Origin of the sequence: Agrococcus sp. TSP3-2-1, assembly GCF_049897585.1 — a bacterium.
In the GTDB taxonomy this organism is placed as follows: domain Bacteria; phylum Actinomycetota; class Actinomycetes; order Actinomycetales; family Microbacteriaceae; genus Agrococcus.
Map to the genome: position 1 here is coordinate 149,277 of NZ_JAFCWN010000006.1, position 22,663 is coordinate 171,939.

The window sequence follows — 22,663 nt, forward strand, 5'->3', positions numbered from 1 at the left end:
CCTCTATCCGGTTCTGGCTCGGTCAGTCGCCGAGCTCGTCGATGACCTCGTCGGCCGCGGCCCAGCCGCGACGGATCGCGCCGTCGACGTGCTGGTAGCCCTCGGCGGCGATGTCGCTGCACGCCCAGTGCAGCGGGCCGAGCGGCTCGCGCTGCATCGCGCCGTAGCGCGAGAGGCCGCCGATGTCGAAGCTCGCGGCGTAGGCGCCGCGCGTCCACTCCTCCGCGCCCCAGTCGGAGAGGTAGAAGACCTCGGGCTCGAGCGCGCGCGGGCCGAAGTAGGCTGCGAGCTGCTCGAGGATCGCGGCGCGCTGCGCCTCCGGTCCGAGCCCGAACGACGCATCCGCCTGCAGGTCGGAGATGAAGGCGACGAGCGTGCCCCGCTCGTCCTCGTGGTTCGTGTTGTCGTAGACCTCGTGCACGGGGCTGTGCGGGGCGAAGACCGTGCCAGAGAGACCGTCCTCGCGCCAGAACGGCGAGGCGTAGACGGCGTGCACCTTGATGACGAGGCCGAGCGAGACGTGCTGGTGCATCTGCTGGTGCAGGCGCGGCAGCGGCGGCTGGAAGTCGATGCGCGAGTAGAGGTTGGGCGGCACCGCGACGACCGCGCGCTTCGCGCGGACGACCACGCCGCCGTCGGCGTGCGCGACGACCCCGTCGGCCGAGTGCTCGAGGCGACGCACGGGCGCGTTCAGCACGACCGAGTCGCCCAGCTGCTCGGCGAGCCGCAGCGAGACCTGCTGCATGCCGCCGACGACGCGGCGGTCGAGGATGAAGTCCTCGTCGACGAGGTTGGCGAAGCCGCCGGCCGAGGCCGCCATGAGGAGCGCCTGCAGCAGGCTGAACGAGTGCGCGGGCTTCGTGAGCATCGCCTCGGCGACGTAGATCGAGACGATCTCGCACGCGGATTCGTCGTCGGACTGGGTGCGGAGCCAGTGGTGCCACGAGATGGCGTCGAACTCCGCCGCCCGCGGGTGCGCCCAGGGCGCGGTCGCGCCGACCTCGGTCGCGAGCCCGTCGAGGATGCCGATGAGGCGCTCGATCTCGGCCTCGGTCTCGGCACCGGCCGGGAAGATCTCTCCCGTGTAGCGGTGGCGCTGGCCCTCGCGGTCGACGTAGATGCTCTCGCCCTCGCGGTAGCGCGCGTAGGTCTCGAGCCCGAGCCGGTCGAGCGTCTCGAGCAGCGCCTCCTGGTCGGGCGAGACCCACTGGCCGCCGATCTCGAGCACCGCGCCGTCGATCTCCCGAGTCCACGTGCGCCCGCCGACGCGGTCGCGCGCCTCGAGCACCGTGACCGTCAAGCCCGACTCGACGAGGCGCGTCGCCGCGCTGAGGCCAGCGGCCCCGGCGCCGATCACGAGGACGTCGCTCGCGCGTTCCAGCATGGTGTCGATCCCTCCGTCGTCGGCGCTGCTCCGCGCCGCGCCAGCGAGTGTCGCACACTATTGGCCAAATGATCAATAGGCGCCGCGCGCGAGCGCCGAGGTGGGGATGCCGAGCAGTCCCGCGACGGTGCGGGTGACGTAGCGCACCGTCTCCTCCTCGTGCCCCGCCCACACCGTCGCCTGGGCGCTCAAGCCGTCGGTCGCACCGATGACGAAGCGCGCGAGCGCGAGGGAGTCCGGCGCGCGGAAGGCACCCGAGGCATCCCCTCGCTCGAAGACGCCGGCGACGAAGTCCTCCCACGCCCGCGCCTGGTCGACGAGCGTCACGGCGAGCTCCTCGTTGCGCCGCGACAGGCTCCAGCCGTCGAGCCAGACGAGCGCGACGTCGCGTCGGTAGTCGCGGATGAGCCCGTGCAGCAGCGCGATCACGCGCTCGACGTCGCCGCCGTCCACGGCCTCGACGCTCGCCCGCACGCTCTCGAGCTCCTCTTGCGCGATGTCGCGGAAGACCTCGGCGACGAGGAGCTCCATGCGGTCGGCGTAGTGCGTCACGAGGCCGGGCGCGACGCCGGCGCGCTCGGCGACCGCGCGCTGCGTGACGGCGCTCAGGCCGGATTCGAGCGCGATCGCTCGCGCCGCGCCGTGCACGTCGGCGCGCCGCTCCTCGGGACTCTTCCGGACTCGCTTCGCTGGGGTCATTGCTTCCTCGCCGCGACCACAGTAACTTGTCGACCCAGGCTATTGATCAATCGATCAATAGCGTTCGCGATGATGGGAGAGGGATGTCCTGGCGCATGCCCGTGGAATCGGACCCGCACGAGCGGCTGTGGATGGCGTTCCCGCACGGCCCGAACGCCGGCGACACGCCCGCGGAGGCCACGGCGGCGCACGAGGCGTGGGCCGCGGTCGCCAACGCCGCGAGCGAGTTCGAGCCCGTGACGATGATCGTCGACGCCGAAGAGGTGGGCGTCGCGCGGCGGCTGCTCTCGAGCGCCGTGACGCTCGTCGAGGCGCCGCTCGACGACGCGTGGATGCGCGACATCGGCCCCACGTTCGTGCTCGACGAGCGCGGCAGGCTCGGCGCCGTCGACTGGGTCTTCAACGGCTGGGGCGCGCAGGACTGGGCGAGCTGGGAGCACGACTCGCGCATCGGCGCGATCGTCGCCGACCTCGCCGGCGCCGAGCGCATCCCCTCCGAGCTCGTCAACGAGGGCGGCGCGATCCACGTCGACGGCCGCGGCACCGTGCTGCTGACCGAGACGGTGCAGCGCGACCCGGGTCGGAACCCCGGCATCTCCCGCGCCGAGGTCGAGGCCGAGCTCGAGCGCACGATCGGCGCGACGCATCCCATCTGGCTCCCCCGCGGCCTCACGCGCGACTACGAGCGCTACGGCACGCGCGGCCACGTCGACATCGTCGCGTCGCTCGTCGGCGACGGGCGCGTGCTCGTGCACGAGCAGCGCTCCCCCGAGCACCCCGACCACGCCGTCTCGCGCGACACCGCGAGGCTGCTCGCCGAGGCGGTCGACGCGAGCGGCGCTCGGCTCGAGGTCGTGCCGCTGCCCGCGCCCGCGACCCTCCGCGACGACGAGGGCTGGGTCGACTGGTCGTACGTCAACCACGTGATCGTGAACGACGGCGTCATCGCGTGCGGCTTCGGCGACCCCGCCGCCGACCAGTCCGCGCGCGAGGTGCTCGAGGCGGTCTACCCCGGCCGGCGCGCCGTGACGGTCGACGCGCGCGAGCTCTTCGCGCGCGGCGGCGGCATCCACTGCATCACGCAGCAGCAGCCGAGGAGCGCCGCGTGAGCGAGGTGGGCTCGGTGCACGGAGTGCGGCTCGTCGAGGCGAGCGTGCGCTCGCTCCGGGCCGAGCTCGACGCGGGGCGGACGACCGCGACCGAGCTCGCGGCGCTCACGCTCGCGCGGATCGCCGCGTTCGACGTCGCCGGTCCGCGGCTGAACGCCGTGCCCGTGCTCGCGCCCGACGTCTTCGAGGCGGCCGCGGCCGCCGACGCGAGGATCCGCGCGGGCCGACCCGCCGGGCCGCTCGACGGCATCCCCTTCACCGCGAAGGAGAGCTACTCCGCGCGCGGCATGACCGTCTCGGCCGGCAGCCCCGCGTTCGAGCACCTCGTCGCGGGCGAGGACGCGTTCGCGATCGAGCGGATGCGCGATGCCGGAGCCGTGCTCATCGGGCTCACGACGATGCCCCCGATGGCGAACGGCGGCATGCAGCGGGGCCTCCGCGGCCGCGCCGAGAGCCCCTACAGCGCCGAGTGGCTCACGAGCGCGTTCGGCTCGGGGTCGTCCAACGGCTCGGGCAGCGCGACCGCCGCGTCGATCGGGGTCATCGGGCTCGGCGAGGAGACGTGGTCGTCGGGCCGCGCGCCGGCGAGCTGCAACGCACTGTGCGCCTACACACCCTCCCGCGGCCTCATCTCGATGCGCGGCAACTGGGCGCTCGTGCCGACCATGGACGTCGTCGTGCCGCACACCCGCTCGATGGCCGACCTGCTCGCGGCGCTCGACGCGCTCGTCGTGCCGGACGAGCGCACCGACGGCGACTTCTGGCGGCAGCAGCCGTGGCTCGACGTGCCGGCCGTCGCCGACGTGCGCCCCGCATCCTTCGCCGCGCTCGAGCCCGCCCCGCTCGCGGGCCTCACGATCGCAGTGCCGCGCATGTACATCGACGCCGACCCCGACCTCCGCACGCCCATCCCGACGCGCGAGAGCGTGCTCGAGCTGTGGCGCGCGATGGCCGACGACCTCCGCGCCGCCGGCGCGACGGTCGTCGAGACCGACCTGCCGCTCGTGTCGAGCTACGAGGGCGATCGCGTCGGCGCGCCGCACCTCCTCGACCGCGGCATCGTGCCGCCGCGCTTCATCGAGAGCGAGCTGCGCGAGCTCGCGGTGTGGGCGTGGGAGGGCTTCCTGCAGCGCAACGGCGATCCCGCCCTGCTGCACCTCCGCGACGTCGACGGCGAGCGCATCTTCCCGCATCCGCCCGGTGCGCTCCCCGATCGCTTCGAGCGCAGCTCTCCCGCGTTCGAGCCTGCGGCGAGCATCGACCTCGCGGAGTTCCCGTCGCTGCCGGTGCCCGAGCTCGAGGACATCCCCGCGATGGCTGACGGCATCGCGGGGCTCGAGGAGACGCGCCGCCTCGACTGGGACGAGTGGCTCGATGCCAACGGGATCGACGTCGTCGTGATGCCGACGCTTGCGGACGTCGCTCCCGCCGACGCCGACACGAACCCGGCCTCGGCCGAGCTCGCGTGGCGGAACGGCACGTGGGTCGCGAACGGCAACCTCGTCTGGCGGCACTTCGGCATCCCGACCGTCACCGTGCCGATGGGCACGATGCACGACATCGGGATGCCCGTGGGGCTCACGATCGCCGGCCGACCCTACGACGACGAGCGCCTGCTGCGCATCGGGCTCGCGATCGAGGCGCAGCGCCAGCGGCGCACGGTGCCGCCCAGGACGCCGGAGCTGCCGCCCACGCAGTGGACCGCGCTGCTCGGCACGGCCGACGCCGCCGCGAGCATCGAGCTGCGGGCGACCCGCGACGGCGAGGAGCTCGTCGTCACCGGTCGCGCGGCGGGCGAGGCGATCGCGCTCTGGATCGACGGCGCCCAAGTGGAGCCGGCCCTCGAGGGCGAGCGCTTCACCGCCCGCGTGCGCGGCAGCATGGTCGTCGCGCTCGTGCGCGGTCAAGGCGGCGACGCGGGCGCGTTCGCGCGGGCCTGAGCAGTCGCGAAGCTCCGCCTCTGAGCGGTCATCCTGGCGTGTGAGCGGTCACTTCGGCATTTGAGCGGTCACTTCGGCATGTGAGCGGTCACTTCGAGTGACCGCTCACGCGCGGAGTTGACCGCTCACGCGCGGAGTCGACCGCTCACGCGCCGAGTTGACCGCTCACGTGCCGGTGCAGCGCGCGAGCGTGGAGGCGCAAGCCAGCGCCGGCGGGCGCTACTCGGCGGTGGCGGGAGCCTCGGGCAGCTGCAGGTCGACGACCGGCGCATCGCGCCAGAGCCGCTCGAGCTGGTAGTAGGTGCGCTCCTCCTCGTGGAAGATGTGCACGACGATGTCGGAGAAGTCGAGCAGCACCCAACGCCCGTCGGCGCGGCCCTCGCGGCGGATCGGCTTCGCGCCGTCGACGATGAGCGCATCCTCGATGTCGCGCGCGATCGCGCTCACCTGCCGCTCGTTGCGCCCGGTAGCGATGAGGAACACGTCGGTGAGGGGCAGCTGTCCCGAGACGTCGAGCGCCACCTGGTCGACGGCGAGCGCCTTGTCGGCGGCGCGCGCCGCGGCTCGGGCGAGTTCGATCGCCCGCTGATCGGCACTCATCGTGCACTCCTGATGTTCAGAGGATCCCCTGCGAGAGGGCCCAGACGATGACGCCGACGACGCCCGCGACGAACACGCCGGCGCCGGCGCCGATCGCGACCGGGACGACATTCGTGCGCTGCTTCTGCGGCGCGATCTGCACGCGGGCGTTCGCGTAGGACGAGACGGCCTTCGAGGCGCGCACGGGTGCCGTCTCGGGGCTCGAGACCTCGCCCTCGGCGACCTCGGCGTCGACATCGCTGCCGTCGATCGAGGCGCTGCCGCGACCAGACGACGCGAAGCCCTCGGGCACGTCGATCGAGCCGGTGACGAGTAGCCCGTCCTCGCCCTCGAGCTGGAAGTCGGGGCTGTCGGTGCCGGCGGGCAGCACGAGCGCGTTCGCGGTGAAGGACGAGGTCGAGGAGCCGCTGCCGCTCGTCGCGACGCCCTGGTCGCGGAGGTCGGCGATGTGGTGCTCGGACGTGTCGGAGACGACGTTGACGATGACCGGCAGTCGCTGCGACTGGCCGCGGCTCGGCCCCGTCGGGGTCGGCTCCTCCTCGGCCTCGGCGGCGCGCTTGTCCTCGAGCTGCGCGGGCGTCGACTCGGCGATGCGGTGCGCCGAGACCCGCGGCTGCTCGACGATGACCTCGTCGATCTCGAGGCTGTCGAGCTCGTGGTCGTCGACGGTGTCGAGGCCCTGCACGTCGTCGACCTGCACGCTCGAGCGACGCGCCGACCAGGGCGCGGGCACGGATGCGGTGGACTGCTGGGCGGGCGGGGCCGGCTCGACCTCGGCCTCGATGACCTCGGCGCGCTCGGCCTCGTCGGCGTCGACGCGGTCCATCGCGACGGTCTCGGGCAGGTCGATGGGCGCCTGCTGCGCCTCGGCGGCCTTCTTGCGGCCGAAGAAGCGGCCGAGGGGCTTCGAGGGCTGCGGCGCGGGCTCGGGGGTGAGCTCAGGCTGCGGCGCGAGCTCGGGCTCGGCATCGGAGACAGGCTCGGCCACGGTCCCGTCGACGGCGAGCTGCGCCTCGAGCGGCTGCGTCTCCTCCGGCGCCGCGGGGACGCTCGGGGTGGAGTGGCGGCCGAGCCGCTCGGGCTCGTCGCTCAGCTGCTCGCGCTCCGCTGCATCGGGGACCGGCGGGACTCCGCCGGTGCGGGCCAGCTCTGCAGCGCGCTCGAGCTCGCGAAGCTGACGCCGGGTGAGCGGGCGCCCCTCGTTCGCATCGGTCATGCTGTCAGTCTCCGGTACAGGTCGTGCTTGCTGATGTATTGAACCACCCCGTCGGGCACGAGGTACCAGACGGGATATCCGGCGCGAACGCGCGCACGGCAATCGGTCGAGGATATCGCAAGGGCGGGGATCTCCAGCTCCGAGACACGCTCTCGCGGATAGTCCTGCACCGACAGGTGGTGGCCCGGGCGGGTCACGGCGACGAAGTGCGCGAGCTCCCAGAGCTCGTCGGCGTCCTTCCACTCCACGATCGAGGTGAACGCATCCGCCCCGGTGATGAAGAAGAGCTCGGCATCGGGATGCGCCGCACGCACGTCGCGGAGCGTGTCGATCGTGTAGGTGGGGCCGCCGCGGTCGATGTCGATGCGGCTGACGCGGAAGCGCGGGTTCGAGGCGGTCGCGATGACCGTCATGAGGTAGCGGTCCTCGCTCGGCGAGACGTTGCGCTTCTGGTAGGGCTCGCCGGTCGGCACGAAGACGACCTCGTCGAGCGCGAAGTGGTGCGCGACCTCGCTCGCGGCGACGAGGTGGCCGTTGTGGACGGGATCGAACGTGCCGCCCATGATGCCGAGGCGTCGGCGGCGCTCAGCCACGGAGGCGGATCAGGCGTTGCCGTGCACGTCGTGCCGCTCGGAGCGGTGCGCGACGTCGCGGAACGATCGCAGCACGATCGCCGAGATGATGAAGACGGCGGCGGTGATGCCCGCGGCGATGTAGGGCCCGAATGCCGAAGCGGAGTCGCCCTCGGCCTCGAGCGAGGCCTCGAGCAGGGCCGAGGTCAGCGTGATCAGCGTCATGGTGCAAGCCTATCGCGGTCGGATCGGTCAGGCCCGCACCTGGCCGGAGCCCCGCACGATCCACTTCGTGCTCGTGAGCTCCGGCAGGCCCATCGGGCCGCGCGCGTGCGCCTTCTGCGTCGAGATGCCCACCTCGGCGCCGAAGCCGAACTCGCCGCCGTCGGTGAATCGGGTGGATGCGTTGTGCATGACGACCGCGGAGTCGACCTCGGCGAGGAACCTGGCCGCCGCATCCGGGTCGTCGGTGATGATCGTGTCGGTGTGGTGGGTGCCGAATGCGTTCACGTGCTCGATCGCGGCGTCGAGGTCGTCGACGACGCCGATCGCGACGTCCATCGAGAGGTGCTCGGTCGCCCAGCCGCCGTCGCGGAGCGGCTCGGCGCCGTCGACGCCCGGCAGCGCGCCGTCGGCGTGGATCGTCACGCCCGCCTGCTGCAGCGCGACCGCGATCGTGGGCACCGCGGTCTCGGCGATGTCGCGGTGCACGAGCACCGTCTCGAGCGCGTTGCAGACGCTCGTGCGCTGCGTCTTCGCGTTGAGCACGATGTCGAGCGCCATCGGGAGGTCGGCGCTGCGGTCGACGAAGGCGTGCACGACGCCGGCACCGGTCTCGATGACGGGCACGGTCGACTCGGTCACGACGCGGTCGATGAGCGCGGCGCTCCCCCGCGGCACGAGCAGGTCGATGAGGCCGCGGGCGCGCATGAGCCGCCCGGCGCCGTCGCGGCCGAAGCGGTCGATCGTCTGCACGACCTCGCGCGGCAGTCCCTCGCCGGCCGCCGCATCCTGGATCGCCTCGACGAGCGCGGCGTTCGTGCGCCCGGCGGCCGAGCCGCCGCGCAGCACGACGGCGTTGCCGGAGCCGAGCCCGATGCACGCGAGGTCGACCGTGACGTTCGGGCGCGCCTCGTAGATGACGCCGACGACGCCGAAGGGCACGCGCACCTCGGTGAGCTCGAGCCCGTTGGGCAGCGTGCGCTCCCGCAGCACCTCGCCGATCGGGTCGGGCAGCTCGGCGAGCGCGCGCGCGGCGGCGGCGAGACCGGCGATGCGCCCCTCGTCGAGCAGCAGCCGGTCGAGCAGACCGTCGGCGAGGCCGCTCGCGCGGCCGCGCTCGAGGTCCTCGGCGTTGGCGGCGAGGATGCGGTCGGTCGCCTGCTCGATCGCGGCCGCGATCGCGCGGATCGCCTCGTGCCGCTGACCCGCCGGCGCGACGCCGAGCGCGCGGGAGGCCCGCTTCGAGTCGGTCAGCAGCGCGTCGAGGTCATCGGCCATGCCTCGATCCTAGGAGCCGCCGCGAGCTCGATCGGGCTGCGCGAGCGCTCAGCCGGTCCCGGAGCCCGGGTCGGGCTCCGGCGCTGGGGTCGCGGCAGAGGCACGAACGTGCCTCTGCTCCAAGCTCCACCGCGCGGGGTTCGCCTCGAACTCGGTGCCGAGCCGCTCACCCGAGAGCAGCCGGTCGAGCAGCGGCGTCGCGGTGACGGTGACCGTGACGCCCGCCTCGGCCGCGAGCCGCGCCGCGTCGACCTTCGTCATCGCGCCGCCGGAGCCGATGTGCGAGCCGGAGGCGCCGAGGCGCACCCCCTCGAGCGGGTCGCCGAAGGGCACGTGCTCGATCGGCTCGGAGCCGGCCTCGTCCGGCGGCGCCGTGCGGAGCGCCTCGATGTCCGAGAGCAGGATGAGCCGGTCGGCACCGACGAGCCGCGCGACGAGCGCCGCGAGCCGGTCGTTGTCGCCGAAGCGGATCTCGTGCGTCGCGACGGTGTCGTTCTCGTTGACGATCGGCAGCATCCGCAGCTCGAGCAGCCGCTCGAGCGCGTTGCGCGCGTTCACGCGGTGCGAGTCGAGCTCCATGTCGGAGGCCGTCAGCAGGATCTGCGCCGCGACGACCTCGTGCCGCGAGAGGCTCCGCTGGTAGCGGTTCATGAGCACGTTCTGACCGACCGCGGCCGCAGCCTGCTGCATCGGCAGGTCGACGGGCCGCGACTCGAGCCCGAGGTAGGGCATCCCGGTCGAGATGGCGCCGGAGGAGACGAGGATGACCTCGGCCGAGCGGTGGAGCCGGGCGAGGGCGTCGACGAGCGGCTCGATCTGGCCGCGGCGCTCGCCCGAGATGGACGAGGAGCCGACCTTGACGACGACGCGCTCGCCGGCGGTGAGGTCGAGCCGCGTCATCCCTCGTCTTCCCAGCGCTGCACCTCGAAGCCCTCGTCGTCGTTCCAGAGGCCGGCTTCGCGCTCGGTGCCGAGCTCGTCGCGCGCGGCCTGCTTGGCGTCCATGCGGCGGTGGTACTGGTCGCGCCGCTCGGCGGTCGTGCGCCGGTCGTTGCGATCGAGGCGCGGGTCGGTGCCGCGGTTGCCGACGAGCTCGGCGGCCGAGGCGATCGTCGGCTCCCAGTCGAAGACGATGCCGGCGCCCGGACCGATGACGACCGTCGCGCCGGGGACGGCGCCTGCCTTGAGCAGCGCCTCCTCGGTGCCGAGCTTCGCGAGCCGGTCGGCGAGGTATCCGACGGCCTCGTCGTTCTGGAAGTCGGTCTGCTGCACCCAGCGCTCGGGCTTCGCACCCAGGATGCGGTACACGGGCCCGGCGTGGGAGCCCTCGACCTTGACCTTGAAGCCGGCCTCGTCGATCGCGCGCGGCCGCAGCACGATCCGCTCGGGCGCGGGCTCGGCGGCCTTCGCGGCGCGGTCGGCCTCGACGATCTCGGCGAGCGCGAACGAGAGCTCACGCAGGCCCTTGTGCGCGACGGTCGAGATCTCGAAGACCCGGAAGCCCATCGCCTCGATCTCCTCGCGCACGAACGCGGCGAGCTCGGCGGCCTCGGGCACGTCGATCTTGTTGAGCGCGACGAGCTGCTGCCGCTCGAGCAGCGGCGTCTGGCCCTCGGGCACGGGGTAGGCGGCGAGCTCGCGCAGGATGACCTGCAGGTCGGTCACGGGGTCGCGGCCGGGGTCGAGCGTCGCGCAGTCGATGACGTGCAGGAGCGCCGAGCAGCGCTCGACGTGGCGCAGGAACTCGAGCCCGAGCCCCTTGCCCTCGCTCGCGCCCTCGATGAGGCCCGGCACGTCGGCGATCGTGTAGCGCGACTGGCCCGACTCGACGACCCCGAGGTTGGGGTGCAGCGTCGTGAACGGGTAGTCGGCGATCTTCGGCCGCGCGGCCGACATCGCGGCGACGAGGCTCGACTTGCCGGCGCTCGGGAAGCCCACGAGCGCGACGTCGGCGACGGTCTTGAGCTCGAGCGTGACGTCGCCCTCGAAGCCCGGCGTGCCGAGCAGCGCGAAGCCGGGGGCCCGGCGCTTCTGGTTCGACAGCGCGGCGTTGCCGAGCCCGCCCTGGCCGCCCTCGGCGACGACGATCCGCATGCCCGCTTGCGAGAGGTCCGCGAGCTGCTCGCCCGACGCATCCGACACCACCGTGCCGACCGGCACCGGGAGCACGAGGTCGGAGCCCGTCGTGCCCGAGCGGTGGTCGCCCATGCCGGGCTGGCCGTTCTCGCTCGCGCGGTGCGGGTTGCGGTGGTAGCCGAGCAGCGTCGTCACCTGGTTGTCGGCGACGAGCACGATGTCGCCGCCGTCGCCGCCGTTGCCGCCGTCGGGGCCGGCGAGCGGCTTGAACTTCTCGCGCTTGACGGAGACGCAGCCGTGGCCGCCGTTCCCTGCGCGCAGGTGCAGCGTCACCTGGTCGACGAATGTCGCCACGGAGGTCTCCTCTCGATGCGAGAACGGGGCGAGCCGAAGCCCGCCCCGTTCATCGGGTGTGTCGCGTGTCAGCCAGCGGCGACGATGTTGACGACCTTGCGGCCGCCCTTCGTGCCGAACTCGACCGAGCCCGCCTCGAGGGCGAACAGGGTGTCGTCGCCGCCACGACCGACGCCGGCGCCGGGGTGGAAGTGGGTGCCGCGCTGGCGGACGATGATCTCGCCGGCCTTGACGACCTGGCCGCCGAAGCGCTTGACGCCGAGGCGCTGCGCGTTCGAGTCACGGCCGTTGCGGGTGGACGATGCGCCCTTCTTGTGTGCCATGTCTGCGGCTCCCTTACTTGATGCCGGTGACCTTGAGGCGCGTGAGCTCCGAACGGTGGCCCATGCGGCGCTTGTAGCCGGTCTTGTTGCGGTAGTGCTGGATGCGGATCTTCGGGCCGCGCAGGTCGGTCACGACCTCGGCCGTCACCTTGACCTTGGCGAGCGCGTCGGCGTCGGTCGTGACCTTGTCGCCGTCGACGAGCAGCACGGGGGCCAGCTCGACGTTGCCGTTGTCGTCACCGGCGATGCGGTCGACGACGAGCACGGTGCCGACCTCGACCTTCTCCTGCCGGCCGCCGGCGCGCACGATTGCGTACACCACGTTGGATCCTCACTGTTGGAACGACTCCCGGCAGGGCCGGGACGAAGCTTGTAGCGCGCGCAAGGAACTGCGACGAGCGCCAGCGAACAACGATACACGTCGCGAGCCATGCCGGTCAACAGCGCCGCCCCGCGTGGCGGCGCTACCGTGGGCGCATGGCGATCCTGGTGGACGAGCCGCTCTGGCCGAACCACGGCACGATGTGGGCGCACCTCGTGAGCGACGCGTCGCTCGACGAGCTGCACGCGTTCGCGCGCGCGGCGGGGCTCCCGCGGCGCGGGTTCGACCACGACCACTACGACGTGCCCGCCGAGCGCATCGCCGAGCTCGTCGCGATGGGCGCCGAGCAGGTGCCGCCGAAGGTGCTCGTGAAGCGGCTCATCGCGAGCGGGCTGCGCGTGAAGGAGCGGGACCGGCGGCCGCCGCTCGTCGAGTAGGCGCGTAGCACCGCATCGAGACGGATGATCTCGACACGGCCGCTTCGCGACCTGCTCGATCAGCGGTTCAGGTCGTCGGGCTTCGCCGTGATGACGCCCGACGAGGCGCGGCGCGAGCGGCGCGCGGCCTTGCCCGTCCCCGGCGCGGGCGCGGCGAGCGCGTCGAGCGCGCCGCCGAGCAGCCCGTCGAGGTCGCGCTCGCTCACCTTCTCGGCCGGCTGCTCCTGCTTGGGCTCGACCGGGATGTCGAGGATCGTCACGACCGGCTCGGCGGCGACAGCCTCGACCGCGGCCTTCGAGGGCTGCACCTTGCCGGAGGGGCGCTCGCGCCGGCCCTGCTCGCCCCCGGGCTGCTCGACGGCCGGATGCTCGGCGGCAGGCTGCTCGGCGGCAGGCTGCTCGGCCTCAGCCGACTTGCCCTTCGCCGCAGCCGCGATCTGGGACAGGCCCTTGCGCATGTCGTCCGTGATCGCGTGCGTGCCGCCGTTGCTGCCGCCCTGCTGCTGCTGGTGCTGCTCGGGCTGCTGCTCGCCCTGCTTGCCGCGGCCGCGACGGCGACCGCCGCCGCCCGGGCCGCCGTTCTCCTGCTGCTGGCGCTGCGGCTTCGAGACGGGCTCGTGGTGCACGATGACGCCGCGGCCCGCGCAGATCTCGCACGGCTCCGAGTAGGTCTCGAGCAGGCCGAGGCCGAGCTTCTTGCGCGTCATCTGCACGAGCCCGAGGCTCGTGACCTCCGCCACCTGGTGCTTCGTGCGGTCGCGGCTCAAGCACTCGATGAGGCGCCGCTGCACGAGGTCGCGGTTCGACTCGAGCACCATGTCGATGAAGTCGATCACGATGATGCCGCCGATGTCGCGCAGCCGCAGCTGGCGCACGATCTCCTCGGCCGCCTCGAGGTTGTTCTTGGTGACCGTCTCCTCGAGGTTGCCGCCCGCGCCGACGAAGCGGCCGGTGTTGACGTCGACGACGGTCATCGCCTCGGTGCGGTCGATGACGAGCGAGCCGCCGGAGGGCAGCCACACCTTGCGGTCGAGCGCCTTGTCGATCTGCTCCGCGATGCGGAAGTGGTCGAAGGGGTCGTCAGTGCCCTCGTAGGCCTCGACCCGGTCGAGCAGGTCGGGCGCGATCGCCTCGAGGTACTCGCGGATCGTGGTGAGCGCCTCCGAGCCCTGGATGATGAGCTTCGAGAAGTCCTCGTTGAAGACGTCGCGGACGATCTTCACGAGCAGGTCGGGCTCGGCGTGCAGGCGCTGCGGCGCGGAGCCGTTCCGGAGCTGCTGGATGCGCTCCCACTGGCGCGTGAGGCGCTCGACGTCGCGCGTCAGCTGCTCCTCGGTCGCGCCCTCCGCGGCCGTGCGCACGATGACGCCGACGCCTTCCGGCAGCACCTGCTTCAGGATCTTCTTCAAGCGAGCGCGCTCGGTGTCGGGCAGCTTGCGGGAGATGCCGTTCATCGAGCCGCCGGGCACCGACACGAGGTAGCGGCCGGGCAGCGAGATCTGGCTCGTGAGCCGGGCGCCCTTGTGGCCGACCGGATCCTTCGTGACCTGCACGAGCACCGTGTCGCCGGGCTTGAGCGCGAGCTCGATCTTGCGCGGCTGGCCCTCGAGCTCGGCGGCATCCCAGTCGACCTCGCCCGAGTAGAGCACGGCGTTGCGGCCGCGGCCGATGTCGACGAAGGCGGCCTCCATGCTCGGCAGCACGTTCTGCACGCGGCCGAGGTAGACGTTGCCGATGAGGCTCGACTCGCTCGCCTTCGCGACGTAGTGCTCGACGAGCACGCCGTCCTCGAGCACCGCGAGCTGCACGCGGTCGTGCTTCGAGCGCACGATCATCTGCCGCTCGACGGCCTCGCGGCGAGCGAGGAACTCGGTCTCGGTCACGACCGTGCGGCGGCGACCGGCGTCGCGGCCCTCGCGGCGGCGCTGGCGCTTCGCCTCGAGCCGGGTCGAGCCGCGCACCTTCTGCGGCTCGGTGATGAGCGGCTTCTCGTCCTCGGTGCGGCGCGAGCGCGACCGCGAGCGCGAGCGGCGCGAGCGCCGGCCGTCCTGCTGGTCGTCGCCCTCGTCGTCCTCGTCGTCCTCGTCGTCGAGCTCCGCGCGCAGCGGCGGCAGCGTCGGGAGCCGCTCGAGGTCGGGGGCGTGGAAGAGCAGGCCGAAGGGCCCGGCGGGCAGCTCGGGCAGCGTGCGCGCGGCGGCGATGGGGTCGTCCTCGCTGGGCGCGTCCTGGGTCGCGTCCTCCGAGCCGGATGCGTCGGCGGGCTTGCCGGGGTCGGCGAGGCCGGGCTCGTGGCCGGGCTCCTGCTCCCCCGACTCGGTGAGCGAGTCGGCCGGCGCCTCGGGCTGCTGCGCGGGCTCGGCGACCGCCGCCTGCTGGGGCGACGCGACCGCCTGCTCGGGCGACGCGACCGCCGTGTCCGCCGACGCATCCGCCGTCTCCGGGGACGCGGCCGCCTCGGGTGCCGCCTTGCGGCGCGTCGCGACGCGCCTGCGCGGCGCCTTCTGCGCCTCGGGCTCGGTCGTCTCTGCTGCCCCCGTCGCCGTCGTCGGCTCTTCGGGGAGGGTCGTGTCGTTGTCCACCATCGCTGGCGCGCTCCTGCCACGACCGGCGCCGCCGGTCGTCATCTCTGTCGCGAACGGGGCGCGCCCCGGCGCGAATCCTTCCTTCCGCCCCCCTCGCGGGGACGACCCGGGTCGGCGGTGCCGCCCGGAAAACCTGTGCGAGCGCCCGTCGGACGCTGCGGGAAGTCTACCGCACGTGCTCCGCGGGACCGCTGCCGACGCTCAGGGCAGCACGACCCGCACCGCGAGCGCGAGGAAGCCGAGCGCGGCGACGAGGGTGCCGATGATGGCGAGCCAGCCGTGCGGCTGCACCCGGCGGCCGATGTTCGCGCCGATGAGCACGAGCACCGTGAGGTACGCCGCCGAGAGGCCCTCGATGATGAGCATGAGCACGAGCAGGTCGGCGAGCGGGGTCGGCGAGGCCGGGTCGATGAACTGCAGGAAGAACGAGGCGAAGAACAGGATCGCCTTCGGGTTCAGCAGGCTCGTCACGAGCGCGGTGCGGAACGGGCGCAGGCGCGGCTCGGCGATGATCGGGTTGGGCGCGGTCGACGGGCTGATGGGGCTCTCGCTCGGCTCCGGCTCGGCGGTGCGCCGCAGCTTGGCGCGCAGGCGCACGAGCGCGCTGCGCACGAGGCCGAGCGCGAGCCAGCACAGGTAGAGGGCGCCGGCCCAGATGAGCACGGTGTAGACGACCGGGTTGGCGGAGAGCGCCTGCGCCGAGAGCACCGCGAGCACCATGAGGATCGCGTCGCCGAGGAAGACGCCGAGCATCGCGCGGAAGCCGGGCCCGCGACCGGCGCGCAGCGACGTGGTGGCGACGAAGAGGCTGTTCGCGCCCGGCAGCAGCACGATGGCGATCGCACCCAAGGTGAATGCTGTGAGAGTCGCCGCGTCGAAGCTCATCGCTCCCCCGGGCTGACAGGATGCTGAGCAGGAGGCACCATGTCAGACGCTCGACCCGCCCACATCGCCGCGCCCGTGTGGCTCGGCGTGCTGCTCATCATCACCGGGCTCACGGGGCTCGCGGGCGCGCTCGCGCTCTCGGTCGAGCGCATCGAGCTGCTGCTCCACCCGGAGGAGCTGCTCTCGTGCGACCTCAACCCGTTCCTGTCGTGCTCCGGCGCGATGGAGTCGGAGCAGGGCAGGCTGTTCGGCTTCCCGAACCCCTTCCTCGGGCTCATGGCGTTCCCGGCTCCGATCATCATGGGGGCGCTGACGCTCGGTCGCGTCGCGATGCCGCGGTGGGTGTGGACGGTCTTCTCGATCGGCGTGCTCGGCGGGCTCGTGTTCGTGCTGTGGCTCGCGCAGCAGTCGGTCTTCGTGCTGGGCTTCGTGTGCCCCTGGTGCTTCCTCGTCTGGATGGCGATGTACGCGATGGCGTTCCCGCTCTGGACGTGGGCGCTCGGCGCCGGCGCGCTGCCGGCACCCGCGGGGCTGCGGCGCACCGCCGCCCGCTTCTCGAGCTGGGGCTGGGTGCTCTCGCTCGCGCTCGCCGTGATCGTCGTGCTGACGATCATGATCGTACTGCCGGGCATCCCCCGGTTCCTCTTCGCCTTCTAGCGCGAGTGTCGAACTTCCCCGAACTGCGGACGGCCGGGCGCGATCGTCGCGGTTGAGGGAAGTTCGATGAACGGGTCAGGCGAACCAGAGGGCGAGCTCGCGCCCGGCCGACTCCTCGGAGTCGGAGCCGTGCACGAGGTTCTGCTGCACCTTGAGGCCCCAGTCGCGGCCGAAGTCACCGCGGATCGTGCCGGGCGCGGCGGTCGTGGGGTCGGTCGTGCCGGCGAGCGAGCGGAAGCCCTCGATGACGCGGTCGCCCTCGAGGCGGATCGCGACGGACGGGCCCGAGAGCATGAACTCGACGAGCGGCTCGAAGAACGGCTTGCCGCGGTGCTCGTCGTAGTGCTCCTCGAGCAGCGCCCGCTCGGGCTGCACCATGCGCAGGTCGGCGACGACGTACCCCTTGGCCTCGATGCGCGCGAGGATCGCGCCGGTCAGCTGGCGCTGGACGCCGTCGGGCTTGATGAGGACGAGGGTGCTCTGCATGGGCTCCAGCCTACCGACGCCATGCGGCCGGGACGCCGCGGGGCGGCGCGCCCAGCAGCCGTGTGCACGCTGCTGCGGCTCGAACGCCTGTCGCACCGCAAGAGCGTGCACACGGATCCGCGGCGCACGCGGGATGTGCACGCTGTTGCGGCCTGGCGACGCGGCGAGCCGCAAGAGCGTGCACATGCTCGACGGCTCACGGCTGCGCACCCCCGGGCCGGGTCAGGTGCCGGGCGCGCCCCGCGGGTCGAGGCCCGAGGCGCGGCGCCGCCGCTCGATGCCGCGCGCCTTGACGAAGCAGTAGATCCACAGGCCGATGAGCACCGCCGCGACGACGCCCCAGACGGGCTCGAACACCGTGAGCGCCGCGACCGCGACCTGCAGCGCGAGGCTCACGAGCCAGCCCCACGGGCGCGCGAGCAGCGGCATCGTCGCGATGAGCGCGAAGCCGACCGCCACGAAGGCGACGGGCGCCGGCCAGTCTCGCGTGACACCCCACGAGGCGAGGGCGCCGAACGCGATGCCCGCGACCTCGAGGCCGTGCACGATGCGAAGCAGCGCCTCCATCGCGCCGCGCGCGGGGCGCGGGCGACGCTTCGCCGCCCCCTCAGCCTGCGCCATCGGCTCGTCCTGCGCCATCGGCTCGCTCATGCTTGCCCCTCCTCGTCGGTGACCTCGACCGTCGCCGCCTGCCTGCGCGCGTCGGGTCGCAGCAGCCAGCCCGCCTCGCGCGCGTGGCCGAGCACGTCGCCGAGCAGCGTGATCGAACCGGTGACGACGACCGCGCCGCCGCGATCGGTCGCCGCCTCGCGCGCCGCCTCGACCGCGGTCGAGAGGTCGGGCTCGACGACGACCCGGTCGGCGCCGAGCACGGCCACGGCCTGCGCGGCGAGCTCGTCGGCGTCGAGCGCGCGCTCGGACGTCGACTGCGTGATGACGACCTCGTCGACGACGCTCTCGAGCGCGGTCAGCACGCCGGTCGCGTCCTTGCCGGCGAGCACGCCGAGCACGAGCGTGACCCGCTCGAGGCCGAAGAACTCGCTGAGCGCGGTGCGCAGCGCCGCCGCGCCGTGCGGGTTGTGCGCGGCGTCGAGGATGACGAGCGGATGCGCGCCGACGGCGTCGAGGCGACCGGGCGACGACGCGGCGGCGAAGCCGTCGGCGAGCACCTCGGCGGTCATCGGCTGGGAGCCGCCGCCGAGGAAGGCCTCGACCGCGACGAGCGCGAGCGTCGCGTTCGCGCCTTGGTGCGCGCCCATGAGCGGCACGAGCTGGTCGATGTACTCGGCCGCGAGGCCGCGCACGGTGATGAGCTGGCCGCCCACGGCGACCGCTTGGCCCGAGAGTGCGAACTCGCGCCCCTCGACGAGCAGCCGCGCGCCGACCTCGGCCGCGCGCGCCTCGAGCACCGCGAGGGCCTCGGGCTGCTGCTGCGCCGAGACGACGATCGCGTCGGGCTTGATGATGCCGGCCTTCTCGCGCGCGATCGCCTCGACCGTCGAGCCGAGCCGGTTCGTGTGGTCGAGGGCGATGGGCGTGATGACCGCGACGTCGCCGTCGGCGACGTTCGTCGAGTCCCACCTGCCGCCCATGCCGACCTCGAGCACCGCGACGTCGACCGGCGCATCCGCGAGCACCGAGAGTGCGAGCACCGTGAAGGCCTCGAAGAACGTCAGCCGCCGCTGCCCCGCCGCCTCGAGCTCGCGGTCGACGAGCTCGAGCACGGGCGCGATCTCCTCGTAGTTGCGCGCGAACGCCTCGTCCGAGACGGGTTCCCCGTCGATGAGGATGCGCTCGTTCACGCGCTCGAGGTGCGGGCTCGTGAGCACGCCCGTGCGGAGGCCGTGCGCGCGCAGCAGCGCGTCGGCGATGCGGGCGGTCGAACCCTTGCCGTTCGTGCCGGTGATGTGGATGATGCGGTAGGAGCGCTGCGGGTCGCCGAGCAGCTCTACCGCGCGCCGGGTCGCCTCGATGCGCGGCTCGACCGCCTGCTCCCCCGCGCGCGAGAGCAGCGCCTCGTAGGCCTCGCGCGCCGCCTCGGCGTGCTCGAGCGACTCGAGGATGCGGTCGTCGACGTCGTCGTGCTCGCTCACGCGCCCACCTCCACGCGGTCGCGCCCAGCCTCGACGCGCTCGAGCGCGATCGCGAGCGGCGAGCCGTCGCCCACGCGGTGCGCCGTGCGGCCGTCGGCGAGCTCGCCCATCGTGTCGTCGACGCGGTCGAGGGTCAGCTCGAGCGCGAGCGTCTCGGCCATCACGAGCTCGCGGTTCGCCTCGAGCGCCCGCACGCCGTGCTCGTCGGAGCCGAGCTCGAGGCGGATGCGGTCGGAGACGTCGAGCCCGGCCTCCTTGCGGGCCTGCTGCACGGCGCGCACGACGTCGCGCGCGAGGCCCTCGGCCTCGAGCTCTGGCGTCGTGGCGGTGTCGAGCACGACGAAGCCGCCGCCGGGCAGGAAGCCCACGGCGGCAGACTCGTCGGCCACCTCGAGCGCGAGCTCGAACTCGCCCTCCTGCAGCGCGATGCCGCCCGCGGTCACGACGCCGTCCGCCGCGACCCAGTCGCCGGCGCGCGCCGCCTGGATGGCGCGCTGCACGTCCTTGCCGAGGCGCGGTCCCGCGGCGCGCGCGTTGACCTGCAGCCGGCGCGAGATGCCGTAGCGCTCGAGCGAGCCATCATCCGCCTCCTCGAGCACGACCTGCCGCACGTTGAGCTCGTCCTGCAGCACCGCGCGGAACGGCGCGACGTCGACCGAGCCGACGACCGTGAGCGTCGGCAGCGGCAGCCGCACGCGCTTCCTCGCCTGCTTGCGCAGGGCGTTGCCGACGCTCGCGATCGCGCGCACGGCATCCATCTGCCGCACGAGCTCGTCGTCGGCAGGCAGGTCGGCGACGTCGGGCCAGTCGGTGAGGTGCACCGAGCGGCCGCCCGTGAGGCCCTTCCAGACCTCCTCCGTGACGAGCGGCGAGAGCGGCGCGGCGATGCGCGAAAGCGTCTCGAGCACGGTCCAGAGGGTGTCGAAGGCCTGCGAGCCCGAGCCGTCCGCGGCGACACCGAGCCAGAACCGGTCGCGCGAGCGCCGCACGTACCAGTTGGTCAGCACGTCGAGGAACTCGCGCACCGCCCAGGTCGCGCCCGTCGCGTCGAGCCGCTCGAGCGCATCCGTCGTCGTCTCCACGGTCTTCCGGAGCTTCGCGAGGATGTAGCGGTCGAGGACGTCGGTCGACTCGGTCGAGCGCTGCGCGAGGTACGGCTCGCCGTCGACGGCGCGGTTGGCGTAGGTCGCGAAGAAGTACCACGTCGACCACAGCGGGAGGTGGAACTGCCGCAGCGCCTCGCGGATGCCCTCCTCCGAGACGACGAAGTTGCCGCCCCGCAGGATCGAGCCCTGCAGCAGGTTCCAGCGCACCGCATCCGAGCCGTAGGCGTCGAACGACTCGTTGACGTCGGGGTAGTTGCGGCGCGACTTCGAGGCCTTGAAGCCGTCGTCGCCGAGGATGATGCCGTGGCTGATGACGTTCTCGAACGCCGGCCGCCCGAAGAGCGCGACCGAGAGCACGTGCATGACGTAGAACCAGCCGCGCGTCTGACCGATGTACTCGACGATGTAGTCGGCGGGGCTGTGCTCGGCGAACCACTGCTCGTTCTCGAACGGGTAGTGGAACTGCGCGAACGGCATCGAGCCGGAGTCGAACCACACGTCGAGCACGTCGGGGATGCGCCGCATCGTGCTCCTCCCCGTCGGGTCGTCGGGGTTCGGGCGGGTGAGCTCGTCGATCGCCGGTCGGTGCAGGTCGGTCGGGCGCACGCCGAAGTCGCGCTCGAGCTCGTCGAGCGAGCCGTAGACGTCGACGCGCGGGTGGTTCGGGTCGTCGCTCTTCCACACCGGGATGGGGCTGCCCCAGTAGCGGTTGCGGCTGATCGACCAGTCGCGGGCGCCCTCGAGCCACTTGCCGAACTGCCCGTGCTTGACGTTCTCGGGCACCCAGGTGATCTGCTCGTTCGCGGCGAGCAGGTCGTCCTTGATCTCGGTGACGCGCACGAACCAGCTCGAGACGGCCTTGTAGATGAGCGGGTTCCGACAGCGCCAGCAGTGCGGGTAGGAGTGCACGTAGGAGGCCTGGCGCAGCACCCGGCCGGCGTCCTTCAGGAGCTTCGAGAGCGACTTGTTGGCGTCGAAGACCTGCTGGCCGGCGACGGGCGGCACGCTGTCGAGGAAGCGGCCGCCGTCGTCGACCGAGAGGATGGTCGGGATGCCCGCGGCGGCCGTCACGCGCTGGTCGTCCTCGCCGTAGGCGGGTGCCTGGTGCACGATCCCCGTGCCCTCGCCGGTGGCGACGTAGTCGTCGACGAGCACGCGGAAGGCGCGCTCGGTGCCCCAGACGGATGCGTCGGCGAAGAAGTCGAAGAGCGGCTCGTACTCGACGTCGGCGAGCTCGGCACCGCTCACGGTGCGGGTCACGGCCGCGAGCGCCGCTTCGGCGTCGTCGTAGCCGAGGTCCTTCGCGTAGGCGGGCACGGTCGCGGCGGCGAGCAGGAAGGAGCCCCCGCCGGCCGTCGTGCCGTTGGGGCCCGCGGGCACGACGACGTACTCGATCTCGGGGCCGACCGCGAGCGCCATGTTCGTCGGCAGCGTCCACGGGGTCGTCGTCCACGCGAGCGCCTTGACACCCGTGAGGCCCGACGCATCCGCCTTCTCTCCTCGGAACGGGAACGTGACGGTGAGCGTCGTGTCCTGCCGGTCCTGGTAGACGTCGTCGTCCATGCGCAGCTCGTGGTTCGACAGCGGCGTCTCGTCGCGCCAGCAGTAGGGCAGCACGCGGTAGCCCTCATAGGCGAGGCCCTTGTCGTGGAGCTCCTTGAACGCCCAGATGACGCTCTCCATGTAGGAGAGGTCGAGCGTCTTGTAGCCGCCCTCGAAGTCGACCCAGCGCGCCTGGCGGGTGACGTAGTCCTCCCACTCGTCGACGTACTGCAGCACCGACTCACGCGCGCGGGCGTTGAAGACGTCGACGCCCATCGCCTCGATCTCCGCCTTCTCGGTGATGCCGAGCTGCTTCATCGCCTCGAGCTCGGCGGGCAGGCCGTGCGTGTCCCAGCCGAACACGCGCGGCACCTGCTTGCCGCGCATCGTCTGGAAGCGCGGGAAGACGTCCTTCGCGTAGCCGGTGAGGAGGTGGCCGTAGTGCGGCAGGCCGTTCGCGAACGGCGGGCCGTCGTAGAAGACCCACTCGGGGCAGCCCTCGCGCTGCGCGACCGATGCCTTGAAGGTGTCGTCGCCCTTCCAGAAGGCGAGGATGCCGCGCTCGAGCGCGGGGAGGTCGGGGCTCGCCACGACGCCGGCGGCGTCGGTCGCGCCGCTCGCGAGCGGGTAGCGGTGCTGGTCGGTCACGCTGGTCTCCTGCATCCTCGGTTCTCGGATGCGGGGACGCTCTCGCGCGGTACCACCCCGCTTGCTGCCCGGGCCTGGGCTCGGGTCGCCGCTCTGTGCCCGGTTGCCCAGGCCTCCGGCTGTGACGGGCCTG

21 protein-coding genes are annotated in these 22,663 nt (G+C 72.8%); 4 read left to right on the forward strand and 17 right to left on the reverse strand.

Annotated features, from left to right (window positions below; all coding sequences use genetic code 11):
• Positions 1–22 precede the first annotated feature (22 nt).
• Both ACP7BI_RS10440 and ACP7BI_RS10445 read right to left on the reverse strand, forming a co-directional pair.
• A complete protein-coding gene (locus tag ACP7BI_RS10440) occupies positions 23–1,384 on the reverse strand; it encodes a flavin monoamine oxidase family protein (protein ID WP_425845911.1) in 1,362 nt (453 codons plus the stop codon).
• Positions 1,385–1,456: 72 nt separating this feature from the next.
• Positions 1,457–2,083, reverse strand: a complete 627-nt coding sequence (locus tag ACP7BI_RS10445; protein ID WP_425845912.1) for a TetR/AcrR family transcriptional regulator — start codon at positions 2,081–2,083, stop codon at positions 1,457–1,459.
• A gap of 95 nt (positions 2,084–2,178) precedes the next feature.
• Between ACP7BI_RS10445 and ACP7BI_RS10450 the strand changes: the two genes are divergently transcribed.
• Complete coding sequence (locus ACP7BI_RS10450; protein ID WP_425845915.1) at positions 2,179–3,192, forward strand: agmatine deiminase family protein; 1,014 nt, start codon at positions 2,179–2,181, stop codon at positions 3,190–3,192.
• Entirely contained in the window at positions 3,189–5,132 is a 1,944-nt protein-coding gene (locus tag ACP7BI_RS10455; protein ID WP_425845917.1) for an amidase, read from the forward strand. The genes ACP7BI_RS10450 and ACP7BI_RS10455 overlap by 4 nt, the downstream gene beginning before the upstream one ends.
• A 219-nt stretch (positions 5,133–5,351) precedes the next feature.
• Here the strand turns inward: ACP7BI_RS10455 and rsfS are convergent, their stop codons facing one another.
• The 9 genes from rsfS to rplU form a co-directional block, all read right to left on the reverse strand.
• Positions 5,352–5,732, reverse strand: a complete 381-nt coding sequence (rsfS, locus tag ACP7BI_RS10460) for a ribosome silencing factor (RefSeq protein WP_211449381.1) — start codon at positions 5,730–5,732, stop codon at positions 5,352–5,354.
• A 16-nt stretch (positions 5,733–5,748) separates the two neighbouring features.
• Positions 5,749–6,948, reverse strand: a complete 1,200-nt coding sequence (locus ACP7BI_RS10465) for a hypothetical protein (RefSeq protein ID WP_425845920.1) — start codon at positions 6,946–6,948, stop codon at positions 5,749–5,751.
• Positions 6,945–7,541: a nicotinate-nucleotide adenylyltransferase gene (gene nadD, locus ACP7BI_RS10470; protein ID WP_031223936.1), complete on the reverse strand. Its 597-nt coding sequence runs from the start codon at positions 7,539–7,541 to the stop codon at positions 6,945–6,947. Before nadD ends, ACP7BI_RS10465 begins: the two co-directional genes overlap by 4 nt.
• Before the next feature lie 9 nt (positions 7,542–7,550).
• Complete coding sequence (locus ACP7BI_RS10475) at positions 7,551–7,745, reverse strand: hypothetical protein (protein WP_211449385.1); 195 nt, start codon at positions 7,743–7,745, stop codon at positions 7,551–7,553.
• A gap of 27 nt (positions 7,746–7,772) precedes the next feature.
• Positions 7,773–9,020: a glutamate-5-semialdehyde dehydrogenase gene (locus ACP7BI_RS10480; RefSeq protein WP_425845924.1), complete on the reverse strand. Its 1,248-nt coding sequence runs from the start codon at positions 9,018–9,020 to the stop codon at positions 7,773–7,775.
• Positions 9,021–9,068: 48 nt separating this feature from the next.
• Positions 9,069–9,920, reverse strand: a complete 852-nt coding sequence (gene proB / locus ACP7BI_RS10485) for a glutamate 5-kinase (RefSeq protein ID WP_425845927.1) — start codon at positions 9,918–9,920, stop codon at positions 9,069–9,071.
• Positions 9,917–11,449, reverse strand: coding sequence for a GTPase ObgE (gene obgE, locus ACP7BI_RS10490; protein ID WP_425845929.1), 1,533 nt, complete (start codon positions 11,447–11,449; stop codon positions 9,917–9,919). Before obgE ends, proB begins: the two co-directional genes overlap by 4 nt.
• 68 nt (positions 11,450–11,517) lie before the next feature.
• Entirely contained in the window at positions 11,518–11,772 is a 255-nt protein-coding gene (gene rpmA / locus ACP7BI_RS10495) for a 50S ribosomal protein L27 (RefSeq protein ID WP_211449392.1), read from the reverse strand.
• A gap of 13 nt (positions 11,773–11,785) precedes the next feature.
• Entirely contained in the window at positions 11,786–12,094 is a 309-nt protein-coding gene (gene rplU, locus ACP7BI_RS10500) for a 50S ribosomal protein L21 (protein ID WP_021010989.1), read from the reverse strand.
• A 155-nt stretch (positions 12,095–12,249) separates the two neighbouring features.
• Here rplU and ACP7BI_RS10505 point away from each other — a divergent pair, with 155 nt between their 5' ends.
• Positions 12,250–12,531, forward strand: a complete 282-nt coding sequence (locus ACP7BI_RS10505; protein WP_425845932.1) for a DUF4031 domain-containing protein — start codon at positions 12,250–12,252, stop codon at positions 12,529–12,531.
• A 59-nt stretch (positions 12,532–12,590) separates the two neighbouring features.
• On the opposite strand, the gene ACP7BI_RS10510 is transcribed toward ACP7BI_RS10505, so the two are convergent.
• Together ACP7BI_RS10510 and leuE are read right to left on the reverse strand one after the other, a co-directional pair.
• Complete coding sequence (locus ACP7BI_RS10510; protein WP_425845935.1) at positions 12,591–15,113, reverse strand: Rne/Rng family ribonuclease; 2,523 nt, start codon at positions 15,111–15,113, stop codon at positions 12,591–12,593.
• A 201-nt stretch (positions 15,114–15,314) separates the two neighbouring features.
• The gene (leuE, locus tag ACP7BI_RS10515; RefSeq protein ID WP_425845937.1) at positions 15,315–15,998 is read right to left on the reverse strand and encodes a leucine efflux protein LeuE; all 684 of its coding nucleotides are present in this window, start codon (positions 15,996–15,998) and stop codon (positions 15,315–15,317) included.
• 39 nt (positions 15,999–16,037) lie between these two features.
• Between leuE and ACP7BI_RS10520 the strand changes: the two genes are divergently transcribed.
• Entirely contained in the window at positions 16,038–16,655 is a 618-nt protein-coding gene (locus tag ACP7BI_RS10520) for a vitamin K epoxide reductase family protein (protein ID WP_425845939.1), read from the forward strand.
• Positions 16,656–16,730: 75 nt separating this feature from the next.
• Here the strand turns inward: ACP7BI_RS10520 and ndk are convergent, their stop codons facing one another.
• From ndk to ileS, 4 genes are all read right to left on the reverse strand, one after another.
• On the reverse strand, positions 16,731–17,141 hold the full coding sequence (gene ndk, locus ACP7BI_RS10525) for a nucleoside-diphosphate kinase (RefSeq protein WP_425845941.1): 411 nt from the start codon (positions 17,139–17,141) through the stop codon (positions 16,731–16,733).
• A 222-nt stretch (positions 17,142–17,363) separates the two neighbouring features.
• A complete protein-coding gene (locus ACP7BI_RS10530) occupies positions 17,364–17,792 on the reverse strand; it encodes a DUF4233 domain-containing protein (protein ID WP_425845944.1) in 429 nt (142 codons plus the stop codon).
• Complete coding sequence (locus tag ACP7BI_RS10535) at positions 17,789–19,234, reverse strand: bifunctional folylpolyglutamate synthase/dihydrofolate synthase (protein WP_425845946.1); 1,446 nt, start codon at positions 19,232–19,234, stop codon at positions 17,789–17,791. Before ACP7BI_RS10535 ends, ACP7BI_RS10530 begins: the two co-directional genes overlap by 4 nt.
• Positions 19,231–22,545, reverse strand: a complete 3,315-nt coding sequence (gene ileS, locus ACP7BI_RS10540) for an isoleucine--tRNA ligase (RefSeq protein ID WP_425845949.1) — start codon at positions 22,543–22,545, stop codon at positions 19,231–19,233. Before ileS ends, ACP7BI_RS10535 begins: the two co-directional genes overlap by 4 nt.
• Positions 22,546–22,663 lie beyond the last annotated feature (118 nt).

What these genes read in the sequence shown, in the direction of transcription:
- ACP7BI_RS10440 (WP_425845911.1), bottom strand. Translation starts at nt 1,384, where the DNA reads ATGCTGGAACGCGCGAGCGACGTCCTCGTGATCGGCGCCGGGGCCGCT.
- ACP7BI_RS10445 (WP_425845912.1), bottom strand. Translation starts at nt 2,083, where the DNA reads ATGACCCCAGCGAAGCGAGTCCGGAAGAGTCCCGAGGAGCGGCGCGCC.
- ACP7BI_RS10450 (WP_425845915.1), top strand. Translation starts at nt 2,179, where the DNA reads ATGCCCGTGGAATCGGACCCGCACGAGCGGCTGTGGATGGCGTTCCCG.
- rsfS (WP_211449381.1), bottom strand. Translation starts at nt 5,732, where the DNA reads ATGAGTGCCGATCAGCGGGCGATCGAACTCGCCCGAGCCGCGGCGCGC.
- ACP7BI_RS10465 (WP_425845920.1), bottom strand. Translation starts at nt 6,948, where the DNA reads ATGACCGATGCGAACGAGGGGCGCCCGCTCACCCGGCGTCAGCTTCGC.
- ACP7BI_RS10475 (WP_211449385.1), bottom strand. Translation starts at nt 7,745, where the DNA reads ATGACGCTGATCACGCTGACCTCGGCCCTGCTCGAGGCCTCGCTCGAG.
- ACP7BI_RS10480 (WP_425845924.1), bottom strand. Translation starts at nt 9,020, where the DNA reads ATGGCCGATGACCTCGACGCGCTGCTGACCGACTCGAAGCGGGCCTCC.
- proB (WP_425845927.1), bottom strand. Translation starts at nt 9,920, where the DNA reads ATGACGCGGCTCGACCTCACCGCCGGCGAGCGCGTCGTCGTCAAGGTC.
- rpmA (WP_211449392.1), bottom strand. Translation starts at nt 11,772, where the DNA reads ATGGCACACAAGAAGGGCGCATCGTCCACCCGCAACGGCCGTGACTCG.
- ACP7BI_RS10505 (WP_425845932.1), top strand. Translation starts at nt 12,250, where the DNA reads ATGGCGATCCTGGTGGACGAGCCGCTCTGGCCGAACCACGGCACGATG.
- ACP7BI_RS10510 (WP_425845935.1), bottom strand. Translation starts at nt 15,113, where the DNA reads ATGGTGGACAACGACACGACCCTCCCCGAAGAGCCGACGACGGCGACG.
- leuE (WP_425845937.1), bottom strand. Translation starts at nt 15,998, where the DNA reads ATGAGCTTCGACGCGGCGACTCTCACAGCATTCACCTTGGGTGCGATC.
- ACP7BI_RS10520 (WP_425845939.1), top strand. Translation starts at nt 16,038, where the DNA reads ATGTCAGACGCTCGACCCGCCCACATCGCCGCGCCCGTGTGGCTCGGC.
- ndk (WP_425845941.1), bottom strand. Translation starts at nt 17,141, where the DNA reads ATGCAGAGCACCCTCGTCCTCATCAAGCCCGACGGCGTCCAGCGCCAG.
- ACP7BI_RS10530 (WP_425845944.1), bottom strand. Translation starts at nt 17,792, where the DNA reads ATGAGCGAGCCGATGGCGCAGGACGAGCCGATGGCGCAGGCTGAGGGG.
- ileS (WP_425845949.1), bottom strand. Translation starts at nt 22,545, where the DNA reads ATGCAGGAGACCAGCGTGACCGACCAGCACCGCTACCCGCTCGCGAGC.